The following is an 18,870-nucleotide window of genomic DNA, read 5'->3' on the forward strand; positions in this document are numbered from 1 at the left end:
GGCAACAGGGCGTAGCGCGGCGTACCGCGTTCCGAGCCGTCCATCGACCGGGTCGGGTGGCACCGTGACCAGGCTGGGTCTGTGCTCGGTCACCTTCCGGCGGCTGCCCGCCGCCGAGGTCGCACGCTGCGCCGCGGACGCGGGACTGGAGGTGGTCGAGTGGGGAGCGGACGTGCATGCGCCTCCGGCGGAGCCCGGCACTGTCCGCGCGACCCGTGACGCTTCCGACAGGTACGGGCTCGCCTGCTGCTCGTACGGCTCGTACTTCCGCGCCACCCCGGGCGAACTGGCCGAATTTCCGGCGGTCGCGCGTGCCGCGGTGCTCCTCGGGGCGCCGCGGGTGCGGGTCTGGGCGGGCGGAGTCGGGTCGCGGGCCGCCACGCCGCAGGAGCGGCGCGGAACCGTGGCCGGCCTCCGGGAGGCGGCCAGGATTGCCGCGGACCATGGGTTGGAGCTCGCGCTGGAGTTCCATTCGATGACCCTCACCGACACCGTCGCCTCGACCCTCCGGCTGCTGGACGAGGTGGGCGCGGACAATCTCCGCACTTACTGGCAGCCGCCGCTCGACGCTCCCGACGACGAGGCGGTGGCGGGGCTCGCCGAGCTCGGCGACCGGGTCAGCGCGGTGCATGTCTTTTCGTGGTGGCCGGGCAATCGCCGACTGCGGCTGGCAGACCGTGAGGACCTGTGGGCCGGGGTCTTCGACTTGCTGAAAAAGCGGCGCCTGGAGCTTGATGCGCTCTTGGAGTTCGTACCCGGCGACGATCCCGCCGTGCTGGCGCGCGAGGCCGCGACGCTGCGGCGCGCGGTGGCTCACCGACCTGGGCCTCCGGCGTAGTTGACCACAGGAGGCGGTCTGCTGGTGTACACAACCTGCTGACGAGCGGCCCTCACTCCACCACACCACCCCGACGCCAGGACGGCAGACATGCGCATCAACGAGAAGGACACACTCCTGTTCATCGGTGACTCCATCACCGACGCGGGCCGCGACCGCACACATTCCGCATCGCTCGGCAGCGGTTACGTCCAGGAGATCGCGCGGACCCTGCGCGCCCGGGCGGACGCCGGACCCGGCCCTGTTGTCATCAACAAGGGCCTCAACGGCAATCGTGTGTACGACCTCGAATCCCGCTGGACCACCGACGTCATCTCCCACCGGCCCACTGTGGTCACGGTCAAGATCGGCATCAATGACACCTGGCGGCGCTACGACCGGGGGATCATCAGCCCGGTCGACGAGTTCGAGGCATGCCTCGACCGCCTCCTCGCGGACACCGCGCGCAAACTGTCCGCACGACTGGTCGTCATCACCCCTTTTCTGCTCCCGGTCACCTCCGACCAGAACGACTGGTACGAGGACTTGTCGCCCCGTACCGACGCCGTGCTTCGCGCCGCGCTGGCCAACGAAGCCCAGGTGGTCCGTGCGGACCTCGCCCTGCTCCGCGCCGCGGAGGAGAGGGCGGCAGCGGAGCTGGCCCCGGACGGGGTCCATCCAAGTCCCCTCGGTCACAGGCTGATCGCCGATGCCTGGCTCGCCGCGGTCGACTCTGTCCGCCCCTGACCTGCGACGGCAGCGGAGGACGCCCCAGGCAGGCCCGGACGGGACGGTGTACGTGACTGAACAGCCGGGCAAAGCCCGGTGCGGGCGGTGCCGGCAGTCCGCCCGTTACGTCGAAGTGCTGCCGCCTCCTGGATTTGAGGGGCCGAAGTGTGCTCGCACTCTCCGGCGACGTGCTGTCACGACGCGCGCCAGCCGCTCCAGCGCAGGACCGAGACCTCGACCACCGGTCCGCCGGGGGGCCGGTCGGCGTACTGCCGGTACTTCGCCGTGAGCAGGCCGATGCCGCGGGCCGCCTCGGAGGACCGGTCCGGTGGCGGGAGCACGCGGGCCGTGCCGTCGGCCCGCGCCCACCACAGGCAGTCCCAGTCCTCCTCGTAGTGGTCGGTGAGCAGGCAGACCGACGGGTTGGCGGCGATGTTGGCCAGACGTTTCAGCCGCGTCGTCCGCTTCGGTTTGTCGTCCACGGCCAGCACCACCGTGTCGCCGTCCACGGCGAACACCACCGGCACCAGGTGCGGGCGGCCCTCCGTGTCGGCCGTCGCAAGGTGGGCGATGCGCGCCGCGGCGAACCGCTCCCGTGCCTCAGCATTCGTCAGAGCAGGCATCGCACTTCTTCCCAACAGTCACAGCGGTTAAGGACTTTCGGATCGGCCCCGCTCCCGAGGCGCAGCGGTCTCCGGCGCCTCAGCGGTACCGGGCAGCGACTTCGGCCAGTCGGTCCAGGTACTCCAGCGTCTCCCGTTCCGGCATCGTCGGTACGTAGAACAACAGCCGCTCGACCCCCAGACCGATGTAGCCCTCGATCTGCTCGGGGTCGTCGGGAGCCGCGTACACCGCCACCGGCACTTCGCGGTCGGCGAGTGCGCGCAGCCGCTCGATCTGCGGACCGAGCTCCTGCGGCGACATGCTGTTGGCCAGCCACGCGTCTCCGAGCTGCGCCACCCGTCGGAACGCGCCCTCGCCGCCGCCGACGTAGATCGGTGGATGGGGGCGCTGCACGGGCTTGGGCCAGGCGAAGACCGGATCGAAGTTCACGAACTCGCCGTGGAACTCGGCCTTCTCCTCGGTCCACAGCTCCCGCATGGCGCGCAGCCGCTCGTCGGTGAGCCGGCCGCGGGTGGAGGGGTCGGTGCCGTGGTTCCTCATCTCCTCACGGTTCCAGCCGACGCCGACGCCGAGAATCACACGGCCACCGGAGACCAGATCGAGCGAGGCCACCTCCTTCGCCGTGATGATCGGGTCGCGCTGCGGGATCAGCGCGATGCCGGTGCCCAGCAGCAGCCGCTCGGTCACCACACCGATCGCGGTCAGGGCCACGAAGGGGTCAAGGGTGCGGTAGTAGATCTCCGGCAGCTCACCACCGCCGGGGTAGGGCGTCTCACGGCTCGCGGGGATATGGCTGTGCTCGGCAATGAACAACGAGTCAAACGTACGTTCCTCAAGGGCGGTTCCGAGCGAGGTCGGGCGGATGCCCTGGTCGGTGATGAAGGTCGAGACCCCGAATTTCACGACGGCTCCTCAAAGGGGCGAGTACGGGAAAGGAACTGGCGGCACAGATCCCTGACTACCCGCCCCGGGTGATCCCGCCCCCATCACCACCCGAGAGAACCATCGCGGAGCACGGTTCCGGGCCCGCGGTCGCAACCTCGCGCCGTGACGCAGAACGTCCAGGTCATCGATTACCGTCCGCTCCGACAGCCAAGCCCCCAGCGATGCTCACGACCTGGTCATGCGCCGACGCGCCCGCGCTGCTATTCGTCGCGCCGGTCGGCGCCACTTTCTCAGCCACCAGGTGCGGCAGACAACACCGCTCGGACCGCCGCTTGGCTGTTTAATTCACCATTGGGCGTGCATGTATCGGCTCGACCTGATCTTTCCGAATAATGATGGCTTCATCCGGGATGAACCCGGACCATCCGACCATCCGTATCCACCACTATCGGGAGCAGTGGCCATGGGCAAGCTACAGGGAAAAACGGCGGTCATCACCGGTGGCACCACAGGGATCGGGCTGGCCACAGCAAAACTGTTCGTCAGAGAGGGCGCCTATGTCTTCATCACGGGCCGCCGCCAGAAAGAACTTGATGAGGGCGTGCAGGCAATCGGCAGCAACGTATCCGGCGTTCAGGGTGACGTCGCCGATCTGGCCGACCTTGACCGCCTCTACGAGACCGTCAAGGCGAAGGGGCGAATCGATATCGTCTTCGCCAACGCCGGTCTAGCCGAGTTCGCTTCACTGGAAGACGTCACGGAAGACCATTTCGACAAAATTTTCGACATCAACGTGAAGGGGGCACTTTTCACGGTACAAAAGGCCCTACCGCTATTGAATGACGGTGCCTCCATCATCCTCACGGGCTCCGTTGCAAGCGTCAAGGGAACACCCGAGTTCTCGGTCTACGGCGCCAGCAAGGCTGCCATCCGGAATTTCGTTCGAGGATGGACGGTAGAACTGAAGGATCGCCATATCCGGTCCAACGTCCTCAGCCCTGGTCCGATCGAGACGCCGCTTGTGGCGGCGCAACCCCAGGACGCCATCGAGAGGATTGCGTCCACCATTCCGATGGGCCGCATGGGGGAGCCCGACGAAGTTGCCAAGGCGGCTCTTTTCCTGGCCTCGGACGACTCCAGCTTCGTCACGGGAATCGAACTATTCGTTGATGGCGGCAGAGCGCAAATCTGATAGCGCAACGGCGCATCTGACAATGTCGTTCAGTTCGTGGGCCCGTCGTGACCACCCGCGGACAGAGAGCATTCAGATCAGCCCCACTCCGCTGACGCCGCACGTGCCGATTGATCACCCCGTCCAGCTCGGAGCCCCGAAGGCTTGAGCCTGCGAGGTGAGGAATTTCCTTCCTGCCCAAGGAGCCTGACCGATGGACATCTCCTGTCAGTTCGCCACATCCCTGCACTCACCCGAACACATCGCCGTCGCGGATCAGTTGGGCTACCACCGCGCCTGGCTCTACGACACACCCGCCCAAAGTCCCGACGTGTGGGCGATGCTGGCGCTGGCCGCCGAACGCACCCACCGCATCGGCCTCGCCCCCGGTGTCCTCGTCCCGACACTGCGCCATCCGATGGTCAACGCCTCCGGCGCCGCCACTCTCGCCGCCCTCGCACCCGGCCGCGTGGCCCTTGCCTTCGGCACCGGCTTCAACGGCACGCGCGCCCTCGGCGCACCCGCGGCCACTTGGTCCTATCTCAGCGCCTACGTCCGAACGGTACGCGGTCTGCTGCGCGGTGAGACCGTGGAATGGGACGGCGCCCCCATGCGCATGATGCATCCCGGCGCGAACGCACCGCAGCGCCCCATCGACATTCCGGTACTGCTCTCCGCGCTCGGCCCCAAAGGTCTCGCTGTCACCCGCGAGATCGCGGACGGCCTCTTCAGCGTCAACGGCGAGACCGCCCACGCCCACGAGTTCACCTGGGCCGCGCTGGGCATCCACGGCACCGTCCTGGGCGAGGACGAACCACTCGACTCCCCGCGCGTCCGCGCCGCCGCCGGACCCGGCAACGCTCTGGCCTACCACGCCGCCTACGAATTCGGCGGCGACCCCACCGCCCTGCCCGGCGGACAAGTCTGGCTCGACGCCATCACCGCCCATCCCCGAGCCCAACGCCACTTGGCCGTACACGACCAGCACCTCACCGACCTCAACGCGGCCGACACCGCTGCCTGGAACGCGGGAAGCTGGCAGGCCATCACCTCCACCACCGTCACCGGAACCCCCGACCGCATCCGCGACAGGCTCAGCGCCTACGCCCGAGACGGCATCACCGAGATCTCCTACCAGCCCACCGGCCCCGACATCCCCGGCGAGCTCGAACGATTCATCGCCATCGCCCGCGACGTATAGGGACCGACGCGCACCTCGTGCGCGGCGTGCACGGCAGCCCTCCGCAGATCGAAGCCTCTGGTTGAGCGAGCCGGCCCCTGGGCGACATCGCGGATCCGGGACGCGCCGAGCGCGCCCAGCCGCTGCGCGTCGGCCTCGAAGGCAGGGCTGGAGCGCCTCGACCCAGAAGTGGGCGAGTCTCAGAGCCGGCGGGCTCAGATGGCGGTGCGGCCGCCGTCGACGGCGACGGTCGCGCCGGTGACGTAGCCGGCCTTCGGCGAGGCGAGGAATGCGACGACTTCGGCGATCTCGGCGGGTTCGGCAGCCCGCTTCATCGCGGTGGTCTCGGCGATTGCGTCGAACAGGTCGCGTGCCTCGGGCCGGGTGTAGACGGGGCCGGGGGCGACGGTGTTGAAGCGGATGCCGCGGCCGCTGTACTCGGCCGTCCAGCCTCGCGTCAGTGACGCCAGCGCGGCCTTGGTCGCACCGTACGCGGCGCCGTTGGCCAGGCCGAGGCTGCCGGCCATGCTGCCGATGTTGATCACGCTGCCCGATCCCTTCGCCGCCATGGCCGGGGCGAAGGCCGCCACGAGGAAGAACGGTGCGCGGACGTTGCCGGAGAACATCGCGTCGTAGTCGGAGAGCTTCATCTCCTCAGTCGGTGCCCAGACGGCTCGCCCGGCGTTGTTGACCAGGACGTCGATCTCGCCGACCTCCGAGGCGAGCCGGTCGATGCCGGCCGGGTCCTCAAGGTCCGCCTCGACAAACCGCGCGTGGCCGCCGGCCGCGGTGATCTCGTTGACGGTCTCGGCGCCGCGCTGGGCGTTGCGGCCGGCCACGACGACGGACATTCCGTCGGCGGCGAGCCTCTTGGCGACCGCCCGGCCGATGCCGGACGTGGCCCCGGTGACCAGGGCAGTAATGGGGTGCAGGTCGGGGTTCGCGTGCTCCACAGACATGGGGATGCGCCTTTCCGAATTGTTCTCCAGACCGGAATGTCCGATAACACTTCCAATCTAGACAGACCTGTCCAGATGCCGCAGGCACGCAGCACGGCAGCGCGGGCGCGGTTGCCGGCCGCCGCCAGCGAGCTGTTCTACGCCGAGGAGTCCAGTCGGTCGGGATCGGCCGAGTCATCGCGCACGCCGGAGTCGCGAAGGCAACGCTGTACAGCGCGTTCGGCAGCAAGGACGGCCTGGTCCGGGCCTACCTCCAGGCACGGCATGCCGCGACCGCCGAGCGCATGTCACACGAGCTCGAAGCGCGTTACGACACCCCGAAGGAGCGCCTGGTCGGCGCGTTCGAGGTGCAGGGGCTGTCGTTCACCGAGCCGGGGTTCCGTGGCTGCGCGTTCATCAGCGCGAGCGCCGACGTCCCGCCCGGCGGTGTCGTCGAACAGGCCGCGAACCACTACCGCACCTGGCTGCACGACCTCTCCTTCGGCCTCGCCCGGCAGGCAGGTGCGAAGGACGCGAAATCACTCGCCGAACAGCTGGTACTGCTCTACAACGGCGCCGGAGTCAGCGCCTGGCTGGACCGCGACCCCAGCGCCGAAACAGCGGCTCGCACCGTAGCCGCCGCCCAGGTCGACGCCGCCATCCCGGACTGAGCAAGCCCGCGTCGACCGCGATCGCCGACCCCCGGTCCAGGCGACGGACGTCGCAAGTGAGCTTCTACGGACTTGTGCTGCGGTTTGGCGAACCGTCGGTCGTTGCGGCACAGGGGGTGATCGCCCGGCCGGTCAGTTGCAGCAGCCGCGCCTGCTCTGCCAGACGCACCACCGGCGCCGGCCCCGCATCCGCGTCGGTGCATCGCGGCTTAGTGGTTGGCTCCGGAAGTCCTTCGGGGGTTGACTCCGGAGCCGGTGTTGCATCTATCGACCAGCCGGGCGATGTAGTCAAGATGACGCCGGATCCGCTGCGGGAGTGCGTACGCCGCCGCCGTCGCCGCCCGGCCCTCCTGATTCCGGACCGTGCGCCGCGCAGATGTCCCGTACCCACTCCATGCGGAGGACCTCAACGCCGCTGACGGTCGGCGTTCGGAGTCGTGCACAGGGCGTCGTCGACCAGCTTGCTCTCGGCCTGTTCCACGCGCAGGACGTCGTCCGCGGAATCGGTGTGGACGCCCGACAACGAGACCGTGACGCTGCGCCGGCCATCGGCGGTGACGCCGGCGGCGCTGATCCAGCCGGAGTCGCCGCCCTCGTGGCCCCAGTACACCCCGCCGCAGGACAGCGGGCGTGAGAAGAGCCCTAGCCCGTCACGGGCGCCCGGCATGAACTGCTTGAACTCCTTGCTGACCCGGATGGTCCGTTTCATGTGCGTCAGCTGTGCCGGTGGCAGGAGTCGGCCGCTGAGCAGGGCGCGGAAGAATCGGTTGAGATCGGCGGTGGTGGAGACGAGCCCGGCCTCTCCATTGGTGCCCGAGCCGACCTGCTCGGTGACGTCCACGAGCGGCTCGTCGGCCTTGAACCTCTGATAGGTCTCGGCATGTGGCTGGGGCAGTGTGGGTGAAGTACCTGGCCAGAAGGTGTGATCGAGGCCGAGCGGCCGGACGATCCGATCCCTTACCTCCTCATGCCAGGGGTGCCCGGTGACCCGCTCGATGATCAGGCCGAGCAGGACGTAACCGGTGTTGCCGTAACGCCAGTGCTTGCCGGGCCGGAAGTCCGGGCGGTGGCGCATCGCCCGGGCGACGGTCTGCTCGGGTGTGTAGGTGTCGTACCGGTGCTGGTAGAAGTCCTCCGCCGAGGTGTAGTCCGGGTAGTCGTCGTGGATGCCGCTGGTGTGCTGAAGCAGTTGGCGGATGGTGATCGCGCGACCGTCATTGCCGTTTCCGGAGACCACACCGGGCAACCATCGTTCGACCGAGTCGTCCAGGGAGAGACTGTGGTCGCCGGTGAGTTGCAGGATCACGGTCGCCACGAACGTCTTGGTGACGCTGGCCATCCGGAAGTGACCATCCTGAGGCACCGGTCGACGGTCCGTCAGGTCGGCGACGCCGCTCGTGGCGGTCAGGTTCCGGCCGTCGGAGGTGACCAGGCGGGCCTGCACTCCTGTCACGCCGAGTGCGGTGAGCGCATCGGCGTCGTTCTGGATCTGGAGCTGGATTCGGTCGTCCTGCTGTTGGGTGGCTATTGCGCCGGGCACACTGGTGGAAAGGGTTCCGGCCACGATGGCGGCCAGCGTCAGGTTCCGTCGGATGGATCGGCCGCGCCGCCGCGGTGTACGAATCGGTGAACTCTTCATGGGCGTTGACACTAGGTCTGGCTGAGGTGAGCAGACGGTACCGCTCACCCGTGAGAAAAAGGGGTAGTGGGCTGTAGTGCCAGGCTCGGTCGCCATGGCTCAGACTTGTGCGAATGAACCACCATGGGGCCAGTCGACTTTCGGCGATGTGGCGCGGTCTGGGTTATCTACTGGGAAGCCTGTTCACCGCTGCGGTCGCCCTGTTCACGCTGCCCGTACTCATCGTCCCGATGATGGCTCGCGCCTGGGCGTCCTGGCATCGTCGCCGCGCCGACCGGCTGCTGCTCTCTCCGCGTTCTGGTCCCGTCCGTGTCGGTACGTGGCGTGTTCTCGGGTGGCTGTGCACATGCATGGTGACCAGTCTGGCGTTCGGGCTCGTCGTGGTGCTGTGCGCAGGTAACGCGGTGGCCACGGCCATCACGGTGCCCTTGTGGTGGGCGTTGCCCGCCGGCACCCGCGCGGGCGGCTTCGCCGCCGGTGTTCCACTGTCCGGGTGGGGCACGGCCTTGACCCTGGGGACCGCGCAAGTCGTCATCTTCGCGGCCCTGACCTACTGGCTGGTTCCACTGCTGGCGCGCCTACACGCCCGGATCTGTGTTGCGTTGCTGTCCCCCTCGGCCGCCGAGAGGCTGGCGCAGCGTGTGGAGACGCTGACCGAGACGCGGGCCGACGCCATGAACGCGCACGGCGCGGAACTCCGCCGGATCGAACGTGACCTGCACGACGGCACCCAGGCCCGGCTGGTGGCCATCGCGATGCGGCTGGGCGTGGCCCGTGAGTCGCTGAGCGAGGACCCCCAGACGGTGGCCAGACTCTTGGAGGAAGCGCATGAGAGTACCGAGGAGGCCATGGTGGAGCTTCGTGCGGTGATCCGGACGATCTACCCGCCGATCCTCGCCGATCGCGGCCTCGCCGGGGCGCTGGCCGCGCTGGGGACCCGATCGGCGATCGACACCACCCTCGATATCGGCGACCTCGGCACGATCCCCGCCGCGGTCGAGGCCGTGGCCTACTTCACGATCGCCGAGGCGCTCACCAACGTTGCCAAGCACAGCCACGCCACCCGGACCACCGTCCGCGTCGCAAGCGAAGGTGACCGGCTGTCGATCGAGGTCACCGACGACGGAGTCGGCGGCGCCGACGAGACGCTGGGTACCGGCATCGCCGGAATCCGCCACCGTGTCCTGGCGCTCGACGGCACAGTCCACATCCACAGCCCCAGCGGTGGCCCGACCACGATCACTGTGAGGCTGGCGTGCGGGTCGTGATCGCCGAGGACAACGTCCTGCTGTCCAATGGGCTGGAACTCCTGCTGACCGCCAAGGGCTTTCATGTCGCCGCGATCACCCAGGACGCCCCCGGCTTCGTCGCTGCCGTCACCGAACACCGACCGGACGTCACCATCGTCGACGTACGGCTACCGCCGACCTTCCGCGACGAGGGCATCCACGCCGCCATCCACGCCCGTCGCCAGCACCCCGGCCTGCCCGTGCTCGTCCTCTCCCAATACGTCGAGCAGCAGTACGCCGGCGAGCTGATCTCCGATGGACGCGGCGGCGTCGGCTACCTTCTCAAGGACCGGGTGAGCCGGGTGAGCGAGTTCATCGACGCGCTGCGGCGGGTCGCCGCCGGCGGTACCGTCATGGACCCCGAGGTGATCGGGCAGCTCCTCACCCGTCACGCCCGCGACCCGATTGCCGCCCTCACGCCACGCGAACGCGAAGTTCTCGCCCTGATGGCCGAAGGAAAGGACAACGCCACGGTCGCGGCCCGGCTCGTCATCACCGAGAACGCCGTCCACAAACACATCGGCAACATCTTCGCCAAGCTCGGCCTCTCACCGGCCGACAGCGGCCACCGCCGCGTCCTCGCAGTCCTCACCTATCTCAGCCGCCACTAACTAAGTGGTCTGGTCCGATCATGTTGCCAGTGCGACGGAGGATTCTTCCTGGTGGTCGGCGGTGCGCCGGTCGAGCCTGGTCAGCAGATCGTCCAGGTCGGAGGTGGTGAACTTCCACTGGAATGGCTGTGCCGTGGCGTTGTAGCGGTCTTCGAAGGCTCGGAGTCGGTCCCCGACCTGGGCCAGGCCGGGGAAGTCGTTGGGTGACACAACTTTGCGCTGCACGACGGAGAAGTAGATCTCCACCTGGTTCAACCAGGAGGCGTGCACGGGGGTGTGCACCATGACCGCATTCGGGAACGCCGCAGTCAGCCGGCCGGCGGCCTCGTGCCCGCGATGGGAGGAGCCGTTGTCGACGATCCAGAAGACGCGTTTGGCGCTGGCGTAGGGCTCTTGGGTCATGACCTGTTCGACCAGGTTCATGAACGGCACGATTCCGGTGGTGGGTTCGCAGCAGCCGAAGACTCGGGCGTGGTGGACGTCGTAGGCCGCCAGGTAGGCCAAGGCGCCGCCGCGGCCGTAGGTGTGGTTCACGCGCATGGCGCGGGCCTGCCCGGGGGCGAGCGTGGGGTGGCAGCGGCAGCGGGCCTGGATGGAGGTCTTCTCGTCCGCGCTGATGACGTCCTCGTCATCGCCGAGCGGTTTGCCCTGCCAGGTGCGGGCGTACAGGTCCAGGACGCGTTCGGCCTTGGGGCGGAAGTCCGGGTCGGTGATGAAGATCCAGGAGCGGTACTGCCAGGGCTTGAGCGCGTCCTGGCCAAGCCAACGGCGCACGGTGGAGGCCGACACGAAGGTGGCGATGCCCCGTTGCATGGCCTCGCGGGCGAGTTCTGGGCACGACCAGCGGGACAGGGGTACTCCGGTCTCGGCAGGCAACTGGCAGGCCATCGCCTTGACCTGGGCGGCCTGTAAGGCGGTGAATGCGGGCGGGCGCCCGGAGCGCTTGCGGTCGGCGAGGCCGGCAAGGCCGCCCTCGGCGAACCGGCCCCGCCAGGTGCGCACGGTGTCCAGGTGCAGGCCCGTCTCGCGGGCGATGCGCGCATTGGAGCGTCCCCGCACCGCGTGCAGCACGACCTGTGCGCGCATCCGCAGCCGGTGCTCGGTCTTGTGGCCGTAGGCCATCTTCTTCAGCCGCTTACGCTCGGCGGCGGTCGGAGCTATCGGGAGTGCGGTGGCAACGGGCATGAGGCGAGGGTCGATCGACAGAAGTGGATCACAACAGGCCGTAGCCTGCCGTGTCCGGTCCCCGGCCCCTCGGGCAGGATGGCCGTCATGCCCACACCCCCGGAGCCCACCAGGCTCTCGCTCGAGCAATGCCTTGGCGAACACGCCCGCACCACCTGGCCACAGCTGACGAGGCTGCACGTCCGCCACCGTGGGGCGTTCGCCCAACGACCCGCCCGACCCGCTGACGCGCCGCAGGCCGCCGCGACAATGAAGGCAACGGTTCGCTGAGCTGGAACTGCTGTATTCCGCAGATCACCGCTGTCCCGCCGTGCGAAGCACGCGGTCGACGGGGCTGAGCATCACGGTGGCCGGTGGGTGGCTCATCCCAACCCACTGTTCAGGTGCTCGCGCCGGAATCTGGCCGGTGGTCCGCCACACTCGTTGGAGAAGGCGCTGTAGAACCGGCTCACAGATCCGAAACCGGATGCCGAAGCCACCTGGCCGATCGGCAGATCGGTGGTGACGAGCAGCCGTCGGGCTTCGGCCAGACGGCAGCGCATGACGTAGTCACCCACTGTGGTGCGCACGACCTTACGGAACTGAGTCATCGCGTAGGTAGGGTGCAGCCCTGCTGCCGCGGCGATCTCGGCAACAGGGAGTGGTTCACGGAAGTGTTCGGCGATGTGTCGCACCATGGCGACGACCTGGCGCAGCGCAGGGTCGCCTCCGGTGAACTGGCGTACCGGTTCCCCGAGCGTGGCCAAGGCAAGGCGGCGAACCCGGGCCTCGAGTTCGAGCATGGCGATCCGGTGTTGTTCGGCCTGGCCGCTGGCCAGGTCGATGGCCCACTGGGCGAAGGTCGCCGGATCGGTCGCCACTGCAGCCGATGGCGAGGAGACCATTGGCGTGCCGGACAGTAGACGGCTGACCAGCGAGTCAGGCAGTCCCCAGCGCATGAAAGCCGCAAATGGCACATGGACCCAGTGGACACGGGTTGCCGAGTTCGCGACGAGTTGGTGGGGCACGGCGGCCCAGAACGCGGCCACGCTGCCGGGGCCGACCTCGACCGGCACGCCGCCGAACAGATAGAGCATCGTGCCGCCCTCGGCCACGAGGTTGATCTCCAAGTCGTCGTGCTGATGGGCGGCGTTCATCAGCAGGGGTTGGCCCATCCAGCCGATGGGTCCCGACGGTTCGACCTGAGGATCCAAGAAATTCCCGCTCTCATCGATGAAGACTTCACGGTTCCTAGGCGCCTATCGTCGCATTCTGTGTCGCACCGGCAGCCGTCGGGTGCCGGGTCAATCTGTGATGCCGCGCGAGTAGTCCGCGGGTAAGGAGTCTTCTGTGTTCTCTCTGGGTATCGTCGGAGCAGGCCAGTTCGCCGGGTCGTTCGCCAAGCTCTGGCGACTGCACCCTGGCGTGGGCGACATCGTGGCAACCGACCTGTTGCCGGAGCGAGCCGCACGCCTGGCCGCCGACTACGACCTCGCCGGAACCCTTCCGTCGTACGAGGCAATGCTCGACTCGGACATCGACGCAGTCGCGATCTTCACTCAGCGCTGGACGCACGGATCGCTCGCCGTCCAGGCACTACGCACAGGCAAGCACGTGTACTCGGCTGTGCCGATGGCCGTGTCCGAACAGGAGATCGCGGCCATCATCGAAGCGGTCCGGGAGACCGGGCTGACGTACATGATGGGCGAGACCAGCCACTACAACCCGGCAACCGTCTACGCCCGCGAGCAGGTCGCCAAGGGCGCCTTCGGCCGGCTGTTCCATGCCGAGGGCGACTACATCCACGACATGGACCTCGGCTTCTACGAGGCATACCAGTACAGCGGCGGCGAGAACTGGAAGGCCACCGCGAGCTATCCGCCGCTGCTGTACCCGACCCACTCCATCGGCGGGGTCCTGGGAGCCTGGCAGACCCACGCCACGAGCGTCAGCGCGATCGGTGTCGTCGACGACCGCAAGGACGGAGTGTTCGACCGCGAGCTCAGCCAGTTCGACAACGACATCTCCAACGCCACCGCACTGTTCGAAGTAGCCGACGGCGGCTCGTTCCGGATCAACGAGTTCCGCAGGGTCGGATACCCCTCCCACATCCGGGAATCCAGGTTCCGCTTCTTCGGAACCGAAGGCAGCTTCGAACAGCTCGCAACCGTCAGCCTCTGGCAGGACAAGAAAGGCGTCGAAGACGTCACCGACCACCTGCACCCAAGGCCCACGCTCGCCCCGGACGACCCCTCACTGGCCCATCTCGCCCCCGCCTTGCGCGACGCCTTCGCCTCCGGCACGGCACCGGTCCACGACCGCTCCCGGCTCCCCCACCAGTTCGCCCACGCCCCCAACGGCCACGAGGGCAGCCACCAGTTCCTTGCCGACGACTTCGTGACGGCCGTTACTACCGGGACACTGCCCCCGGTCAATGCCTGGACCGCGGCCCGCTACACCCTGCCCGGGATCGTCGCTCACCAATCCGCCCTGCACGGAGGCAACCGACTGGAGATACCCAACTTCGGTAACGCTCCGGGCGCAGGCCGGCTGGATGATTGATCTTGCAGGCACATAGCCGATCGGCCAATGCCGAGGGTCCGTCCGGGCAGGCCCGCTGAGCCGAGATCAACGAGGCGGATGCCCAGGTCAGAAGACCTCCCGTGCGTGAGCGATGCGTGAGCGGACGTGCCGGCACGAGGCACCTCGGCCTGGACCGGTCGTCAAGAGGTCGACCTCTGACCAGGTGTTTCTGGATGGGCTGCTCAATCAACGGAAGTCCCGGCAGGATCCGGCCGGGACCTTTCCGTTGGTTGTGGGTTCGAGTCCCACACGGCCCACTGCTGGCAGGCAGGGGATCTCCATCTGACCTGCTACGGAGCGCCTCGACCGGTTTCAGCCGGTCGGGGCGCTCCATCGTTCCCGGCCTCGTGCGTGAGCGGACGGTCCGGCAGCAGCCGCTACGGAGGGCGACCTTACGGGCACGTGGCACCAGGTTGGCGGCCGCTTCAGCTGCGGCTCTGTCGACCTCAGGCTGCAGGCTCGTGTACGTGTCCGACGTCAGCGTGATCGTGGAGTGCCGCAGCGTCTCCTTGATCGTGGGGAGGTCGCCACCACCGCCGTGGGTGAGGGTCGCGGAGACGTGCCGCAGGTCCCGCAGGGTGATGGGCGGAAGGTCGGTCCGCGCGAGGATGCAGCGGAAGGTCTCCGAGACGGTCTCGGGGTGGAGCCGGAATCCGTCCTCCCGTGTGAACACCTTGCCGGTGTCCTGCCAGGCCCGGGTTGTGTTTTCCTCGTATCGATATCGGCGGGGTGCGGGGGTGTGCGACGGCTTCTGGGGCGGTAAAGCGCAAGCCGTGGGAGGTCGAGGACGGGCTGTGGGAGCGGATTGAACCGCTGCTCCCGGTAGTGGAGCGGCGCTACCGCTATCCCGGACGCAAACGGCTTGACCAGCGCAGAGCCATGTGCGGGATCCTGTTCGTGCTGTACACGGGGATCCGGTGGGAGTTCCTGCCGCAGGAGCTGGGCTTCGGCTCCGGGATGACCTGCTGGCGTCGGCTGCGCGACTGGAAGGAGGCCGGCGTGTGGCAGCAGTTGCACGAACTCCTGCTCGGCGAACTCCGAGCTGGCGACGCCTTGGACCTGTCCCGCGCCTCCATCGACGGCTTCCACCTGCGGGCCCTGAAGGGCGGGGACGCCACTGGGCCCTCGCCAGTGGACCGGGGCAAGACGGGCGGCAAGCACCACGTCATTGTCGACGCCCACGGCATACCCCTGGCCGCCACCGTGACCGGCGGCAACCGCAACGACGTCACCCAACTCCTGCCCCTGATCCACGCCGTACCGCCCATCCGCGGCAAGCGCGGACGTCCCCGTCAGCGCCCCGACGTCCTCTACGCCGACCGCGGTTACGACCACAACATCTACCGCCGCCAGGTCCGTGAGCTGGGTATCCGCCCGCTCATCGCCCGGCGCGGCACCGAGCACGGAAGCGGCCTGGGCAAGAACCGCTGGGTCGTCGAAGCGGCCTTCGCACTTCTGCGCTGGTTTCGCCGGCTGCGCATCCGCTGGGAAATCCGCGCCGACATCCACCAGGCCTTCCTCACCCTCGGCTGCGCAATCATCTGCTGGCGGCGCCTCAAAAAAGTGCTGATGTGATCCCTCAGCCCGAACCGGCGACCAGCGCCTCGCCGAGCGGGGTGCGCCGGTAGAGCACCGACCGTCCGGACCGGGCGCGGACGAGCAGCCCCGCGCCGCGCAGGATGGCGAGGTGGTCTCCCACCGCGCCGGGTGCCATGGCGAGGCTTCGGGCGAGGTGGCTGGTACTGGCCGGGGCGTCCAGCGCCACCAGCAGCCGGGCTCGGGCCCGGCCGACCAGAGCGGTCAGGGCGTCCGGTCGGGGGACGCTCTCCTGTTCGCCCCACAGGGCGGCGGTGCCGCGGGCACGATAGATCAAGGTCCGGGGCCAGGGGTCTTCCAGGTGGGCGGCGATATTCGCGACGAAGACCGAAGGGATCAGCAGTAGCCCGTCGCCGGCGAGGCGGACTGTTCCGACTTGGGGGAAGTGGCCGATCTCGATACCGCCGGCTTGCCAGGCGATGCTCGGGTGCAGGCTCTCGATGGTCGTGACCCAGCCGTGTTCGCCGATCACCCCCACCCGGTGCACGACGTCGCGCTCACAGATCGCGCGCAGTTGCGGCCAGTCCGTGGCGAGCAGCTCGTGCCACGCCTGGTCCATCGCCTCGGCGATCCTGGAGACGGCGTCCGTCGAGTCCAGCACTGCGCGTACGCGGGGATCACGGGCGGACGGGCCGGTCGCGTTGGCGGCGATTTCGTGGCGGGCCGCTTCCAGCGGTGTGGCCCGGATAATGGCTAGGTCGTCTGCCCAGGTCTGGTTGAGGCCGCGCGGGGGCGGGGCGACGAAGTTCGGTCCGGATTGCGGGGTGTGCAGGGCGAGGGCGGCGTTCAGTTCGCTCTCGCGGCGAAGCCGTTCAAAGGCCGGCAGGAGCCGGGTGGCCCAGGCTCGCGGCAGCAGCCGGTCTTGACCGGCGAGCGAGCGCAGCAGGAAGCACAGGTCCATCGCGGGCGACAGTGCGAAGCGGCTGCGCAGCAGGTCCTCGACGGAGACTTCGAAGCGGAGCACCGCGCCATGCTACCGCGGGACGTTGTTCCGATTCGTCCAGCGACGAATCATTGGTGAGTGGCGTGGGCGCACGGCGAGGCTGGGCGTCATGACCCCAACCGCCGAGCCCGCACAGGGCAACCACCGTGCCACCTACCGGGAGGTGCTGGCCGAGCCGCGATTCCGGCTGCTCTTCTCAACCCGCGCCGTCTCGATCACTGCGGACGCGCTGCGGATCACCACGTTCTCGGTTCTGGTCTTCTCGGCCACCGGCTCCCCGCTGCTGAGCGCAGTGGCCTTCGGCATCGGCTTCATCCCGCAGCTGTTCGGCTCGCTGTTGCTGGGCTCACTGGCCGACCGACTGCCGCCCCGCGCGCTCATCACCGGCGGCTACGCCTTGACGTGCGCCACCGCCCTGCTGCTCGCCCTGGTGCGGATGCCGATCGCGGCAAGCCTCGGTGTCGTGGCGCTAGTCTCTCTCGCCACACCGGTGTTTCACGGCGCGTCGAGTCGGCTGGTCGCTCAGTCGCTGGAGGGTGACGCCTATGTACTGGGCCGTTCGCTGAACAACATCGCTGGCGCCGGCGCGCAATTGTTCGGTCTGGCGCTGGGAGGTGCGGCCGTCGCGGCACTCGGCCCACGCCGGGCGCTCGCGGTCAGCGCCGTCCTTTACCTCGGCTGCGCGCTTGCTATCCGCATCCGGCTACCCCGGCTGCAGCCGGGAGAGTTCGGCGGCACACCCGGCAGCGCTGGGGGCGATGGCGGGGCCGTCCGTGCAAGCCTGCACGGTGCCGGCCTGCTGCTGCGCGGACGCACGGTGCGACGACTGATGCTGGCCCAGTGGCTACCCGTCGCGCTCGTAGCGGGCGCGGAAGGCCTCATCGTCGCCTACGCGGGAGAACGCCACTTCGCGCCCGGCTGGTACGCGGTGCTGATGGGCTGTCTGCCGGTCGGCATGCTTGTCGGTGACCTGCTGGTGGGTCGACTGCTACGGCCACGCGCCCGGGAGCGACTGGTAGTCCCGTTGATTGCGCTGGCGGGGCTGCCACTGATCGGCTTTGCTGCCGAGCCCGGAGTGGGCGTCTCGTCCTGTCTGCTGCTGCTCAGCGGCCTCGGATACGCCTACGGTCTCGGCCTGCAACGCCCGTTCCTGGACGCCCTGCCGCAGGACGGCCAAGGTCAGGCCTTCGGCTTGCTCGGCTCCGGCAGCATGACGCTACAGGGCGTCGGGCCGGTTTGCTTGGGCTCGGTGGCCGCAGGCATCGGAGCAGGCGGCGCAATCGCCCTGGCAGGCGGCGCGGTGGCGCTTACCGCCGGCTGGATTCTCACCTGGCACCCGCCCACATCCCCGGTCCCCGTCCCGAACCACTCAACGAGATCAGAGAACGGCACCGAACAGCATGCGTGTAGTTCTCCTGCGCAGTAACCGTCGCAGGTCGGGTCGGCCGCGAGCCGTCACGCACCCCACCCCCACCCCCACGTCTCTCTGACAGACAGTCATTCCCGGTAGCTCATTGTGTTAGGAGTCCTTAGGCTGCGACCGTGCAGAACCAGCGTCCGACGCGTTCGACGAATGACCAACTGTCCGTCATCGACAGCCTCAGCACACTGCCGTTCCCCGACCAGGAAGAGCGGCAGGGGGATGGGGAGTGGTGGAGCGGCCCCGGATATCACCTGGCCGTGCTCCGGGAGAGCCAGGACTTCTGGGAGGACCGCAGCGAGGAGATCGTCGAGGCGGCCGAGCAGTCGCTCGAAGGCGATCTTGCCGTGCTGGCGGCGGTTCTGACCGACCGTTGGGGCGAACCTGAGACCGTCGACCTGTGGCCGTATCTCGGCTTCGACAGTCCCGACCCCGACTTCGTGGCACCCGAGCCGTTGGGATTCCTGTGCGGCGTCGCAGGCAGCATGCAGGTCTGGCGGCCTGCCGCTCCCGGCCGATGGCTCGCGCTGACCATCGGCCAGGCCGATCCCGAGTTTCCGCTCCAATTGCTCGCGGCTTTCGGTGAGGCGTCCTCACTGCCCGGATGATC

At 68.4% G+C, this 18,870-nt stretch carries 18 protein-coding genes and 1 pseudogene; 11 read left to right on the forward strand and 8 right to left on the reverse strand.

Translation table 11 applies throughout. From position 1 onward, the window contains the following. Positions 1-64 precede the first annotated feature (64 nt). Together NRF20_RS10825 and NRF20_RS10830 are read left to right on the forward strand one after the other, a co-directional pair. The gene (locus NRF20_RS10825; protein ID WP_398629855.1) at positions 65-838 is read left to right on the forward strand and encodes a sugar phosphate isomerase/epimerase family protein; all 774 of its coding nucleotides are present in this window, start codon (positions 65-67) and stop codon (positions 836-838) included. Positions 839-928: 90 nt separating this feature from the next. Beyond that, the gene (locus NRF20_RS10830) at positions 929-1,564 is read left to right on the forward strand and encodes an SGNH/GDSL hydrolase family protein (RefSeq protein ID WP_398629854.1); all 636 of its coding nucleotides are present in this window, start codon (positions 929-931) and stop codon (positions 1,562-1,564) included. Between the two features lie 176 nt (positions 1,565-1,740). Here the strand turns inward: NRF20_RS10830 and NRF20_RS10835 are convergent, their stop codons facing one another. Both NRF20_RS10835 and NRF20_RS10840 read right to left on the reverse strand, forming a co-directional pair. Continuing rightward, positions 1,741-2,169, reverse strand: a complete 429-nt coding sequence (locus NRF20_RS10835; RefSeq protein ID WP_413752481.1) for a TIGR03668 family PPOX class F420-dependent oxidoreductase — start codon at positions 2,167-2,169, stop codon at positions 1,741-1,743. A gap of 79 nt (positions 2,170-2,248) precedes the next feature. Then, positions 2,249-3,073 carry an LLM class F420-dependent oxidoreductase gene (locus NRF20_RS10840; RefSeq protein WP_398629852.1) on the reverse strand — a complete coding sequence of 275 codons (825 nt, stop codon included), beginning with the start codon at positions 3,071-3,073 and terminating at the stop codon, positions 2,249-2,251. A 445-nt stretch (positions 3,074-3,518) separates the two neighbouring features. Here NRF20_RS10840 and NRF20_RS10845 point away from each other — a divergent pair, with 445 nt between their 5' ends. Both NRF20_RS10845 and NRF20_RS10850 read left to right on the forward strand, forming a co-directional pair. Continuing rightward, the gene (locus NRF20_RS10845; RefSeq protein ID WP_413754557.1) at positions 3,519-4,247 is read left to right on the forward strand and encodes a glucose 1-dehydrogenase; all 729 of its coding nucleotides are present in this window, start codon (positions 3,519-3,521) and stop codon (positions 4,245-4,247) included. A gap of 193 nt (positions 4,248-4,440) precedes the next feature. Continuing rightward, a complete protein-coding gene (locus NRF20_RS10850) occupies positions 4,441-5,427 on the forward strand; it encodes an LLM class flavin-dependent oxidoreductase (RefSeq protein WP_413752482.1) in 987 nt (328 codons plus the stop codon). A 194-nt stretch (positions 5,428-5,621) separates the two neighbouring features. On the opposite strand, the gene NRF20_RS10855 is transcribed toward NRF20_RS10850, so the two are convergent. After that, positions 5,622-6,365 (reverse strand): SDR family NAD(P)-dependent oxidoreductase, encoded by a 744-nt coding sequence (locus NRF20_RS10855; protein WP_413752483.1) that lies wholly within the window; start codon positions 6,363-6,365, stop codon positions 5,622-5,624. 284 nt (positions 6,366-6,649) lie between these two features. Here NRF20_RS10855 and NRF20_RS10860 point away from each other — a divergent pair, with 284 nt between their 5' ends. After that, positions 6,650-7,015, forward strand: coding sequence for a hypothetical protein (locus NRF20_RS10860; protein ID WP_413752484.1), 366 nt, complete (start codon positions 6,650-6,652; stop codon positions 7,013-7,015). A gap of 406 nt (positions 7,016-7,421) precedes the next feature. On the opposite strand, the gene NRF20_RS10865 is transcribed toward NRF20_RS10860, so the two are convergent. After that, entirely contained in the window at positions 7,422-8,654 is a 1,233-nt protein-coding gene (locus tag NRF20_RS10865; RefSeq protein WP_413752485.1) for a serine hydrolase domain-containing protein, read from the reverse strand. 113 nt (positions 8,655-8,767) lie between these two features. On the opposite strand from NRF20_RS10865, the gene NRF20_RS10870 reads away from it, so the two are divergent. Together NRF20_RS10870 and NRF20_RS10875 are read left to right on the forward strand one after the other, a co-directional pair. Further along, positions 8,768-9,922 (forward strand): histidine kinase, encoded by a 1,155-nt coding sequence (locus tag NRF20_RS10870; RefSeq protein ID WP_398629847.1) that lies wholly within the window; start codon positions 8,768-8,770, stop codon positions 9,920-9,922. Then, the gene (locus NRF20_RS10875) at positions 9,910-10,554 is read left to right on the forward strand and encodes a LuxR C-terminal-related transcriptional regulator (RefSeq protein ID WP_189275635.1); all 645 of its coding nucleotides are present in this window, start codon (positions 9,910-9,912) and stop codon (positions 10,552-10,554) included. Before NRF20_RS10870 ends, NRF20_RS10875 begins: the two co-directional genes overlap by 13 nt. A gap of 18 nt (positions 10,555-10,572) precedes the next feature. Here NRF20_RS10875 and NRF20_RS10880 read toward each other — a convergent pair whose 3' ends face one another. Both NRF20_RS10880 and NRF20_RS10885 read right to left on the reverse strand, forming a co-directional pair. Further along, entirely contained in the window at positions 10,573-11,739 is a 1,167-nt protein-coding gene (locus NRF20_RS10880) for an IS630 family transposase (protein ID WP_398629846.1), read from the reverse strand. A gap of 362 nt (positions 11,740-12,101) precedes the next feature. Then, the gene (locus NRF20_RS10885; RefSeq protein ID WP_413752486.1) at positions 12,102-12,893 is read right to left on the reverse strand and encodes a helix-turn-helix domain-containing protein; all 792 of its coding nucleotides are present in this window, start codon (positions 12,891-12,893) and stop codon (positions 12,102-12,104) included. Between the two features lie 175 nt (positions 12,894-13,068). On the opposite strand from NRF20_RS10885, the gene NRF20_RS10890 reads away from it, so the two are divergent. Further along, positions 13,069-14,280 carry a Gfo/Idh/MocA family protein gene (locus NRF20_RS10890; RefSeq protein WP_413752487.1) on the forward strand — a complete coding sequence of 404 codons (1,212 nt, stop codon included), beginning with the start codon at positions 13,069-13,071 and terminating at the stop codon, positions 14,278-14,280. 412 nt (positions 14,281-14,692) lie between these two features. Here the strand turns inward: NRF20_RS10890 and NRF20_RS10895 are convergent. Further along, positions 14,693-14,995 (reverse strand): annotated as a pseudogene (locus NRF20_RS10895) (site-specific integrase); the annotation flags it as partial. Between the two features lie 35 nt (positions 14,996-15,030). Here NRF20_RS10895 and NRF20_RS10900 point away from each other — a divergent pair. Next, entirely contained in the window at positions 15,031-15,876 is an 846-nt protein-coding gene (locus NRF20_RS10900; RefSeq protein WP_398629844.1) for an IS5 family transposase, read from the forward strand. A 4-nt stretch (positions 15,877-15,880) separates the two neighbouring features. Here the strand turns inward: NRF20_RS10900 and NRF20_RS10905 are convergent, their stop codons facing one another. Beyond that, positions 15,881-16,861 (reverse strand): ArsR/SmtB family transcription factor, encoded by a 981-nt coding sequence (locus tag NRF20_RS10905; protein WP_398629843.1) that lies wholly within the window; start codon positions 16,859-16,861, stop codon positions 15,881-15,883. Between the two features lie 88 nt (positions 16,862-16,949). On the opposite strand from NRF20_RS10905, the gene NRF20_RS10910 reads away from it, so the two are divergent. Both NRF20_RS10910 and NRF20_RS10915 read left to right on the forward strand, forming a co-directional pair. Then, complete coding sequence (locus tag NRF20_RS10910) at positions 16,950-18,266, forward strand: MFS transporter (RefSeq protein ID WP_398629842.1); 1,317 nt, start codon at positions 16,950-16,952, stop codon at positions 18,264-18,266. A 116-nt stretch (positions 18,267-18,382) separates the two neighbouring features. Beyond that, on the forward strand, positions 18,383-18,868 hold the full coding sequence (locus NRF20_RS10915; RefSeq protein WP_398629841.1) for a hypothetical protein: 486 nt from the start codon (positions 18,383-18,385) through the stop codon (positions 18,866-18,868). Positions 18,869-18,870 lie beyond the last annotated feature (2 nt).

The organism is Streptomyces sp. R-74717, from assembly GCF_047305335.1.
Taxonomy (GTDB): domain Bacteria; phylum Actinomycetota; class Actinomycetes; order Streptomycetales; family Streptomycetaceae; genus Streptomyces; species Streptomyces atratus.

Coding starts and splice junctions, on each gene's coding strand:
- NRF20_RS10830 (WP_398629854.1), top strand. CDS start 929: ATGCGCATCAACGAGAAGGACACACTCCTGTTCATCGGTGACTCCATC.
- NRF20_RS10835 (WP_413752481.1), bottom strand. CDS start 2,169: ATGCCTGCTCTGACGAATGCTGAGGCACGGGAGCGGTTCGCCGCGGCG.
- NRF20_RS10845 (WP_413754557.1), top strand. CDS start 3,519: ATGGGCAAGCTACAGGGAAAAACGGCGGTCATCACCGGTGGCACCACA.
- NRF20_RS10850 (WP_413752482.1), top strand. CDS start 4,441: ATGGACATCTCCTGTCAGTTCGCCACATCCCTGCACTCACCCGAACAC.
- NRF20_RS10855 (WP_413752483.1), bottom strand. CDS start 6,365: ATGTCTGTGGAGCACGCGAACCCCGACCTGCACCCCATTACTGCCCTG.
- NRF20_RS10860 (WP_413752484.1), top strand. CDS start 6,650: ATGTCACACGAGCTCGAAGCGCGTTACGACACCCCGAAGGAGCGCCTG.
- NRF20_RS10865 (WP_413752485.1), bottom strand. CDS start 8,654: ATGAAGAGTTCACCGATTCGTACACCGCGGCGGCGCGGCCGATCCATC.
- NRF20_RS10870 (WP_398629847.1), top strand. CDS start 8,768: ATGAACCACCATGGGGCCAGTCGACTTTCGGCGATGTGGCGCGGTCTG.
- NRF20_RS10880 (WP_398629846.1), bottom strand. CDS start 11,739: ATGCCCGTTGCCACCGCACTCCCGATAGCTCCGACCGCCGCCGAGCGT.
- NRF20_RS10885 (WP_413752486.1), bottom strand. CDS start 12,893: ATGGGCCAACCCCTGCTGATGAACGCCGCCCATCAGCACGACGACTTG.
- NRF20_RS10910 (WP_398629842.1), top strand. CDS start 16,950: ATGACCCCAACCGCCGAGCCCGCACAGGGCAACCACCGTGCCACCTAC.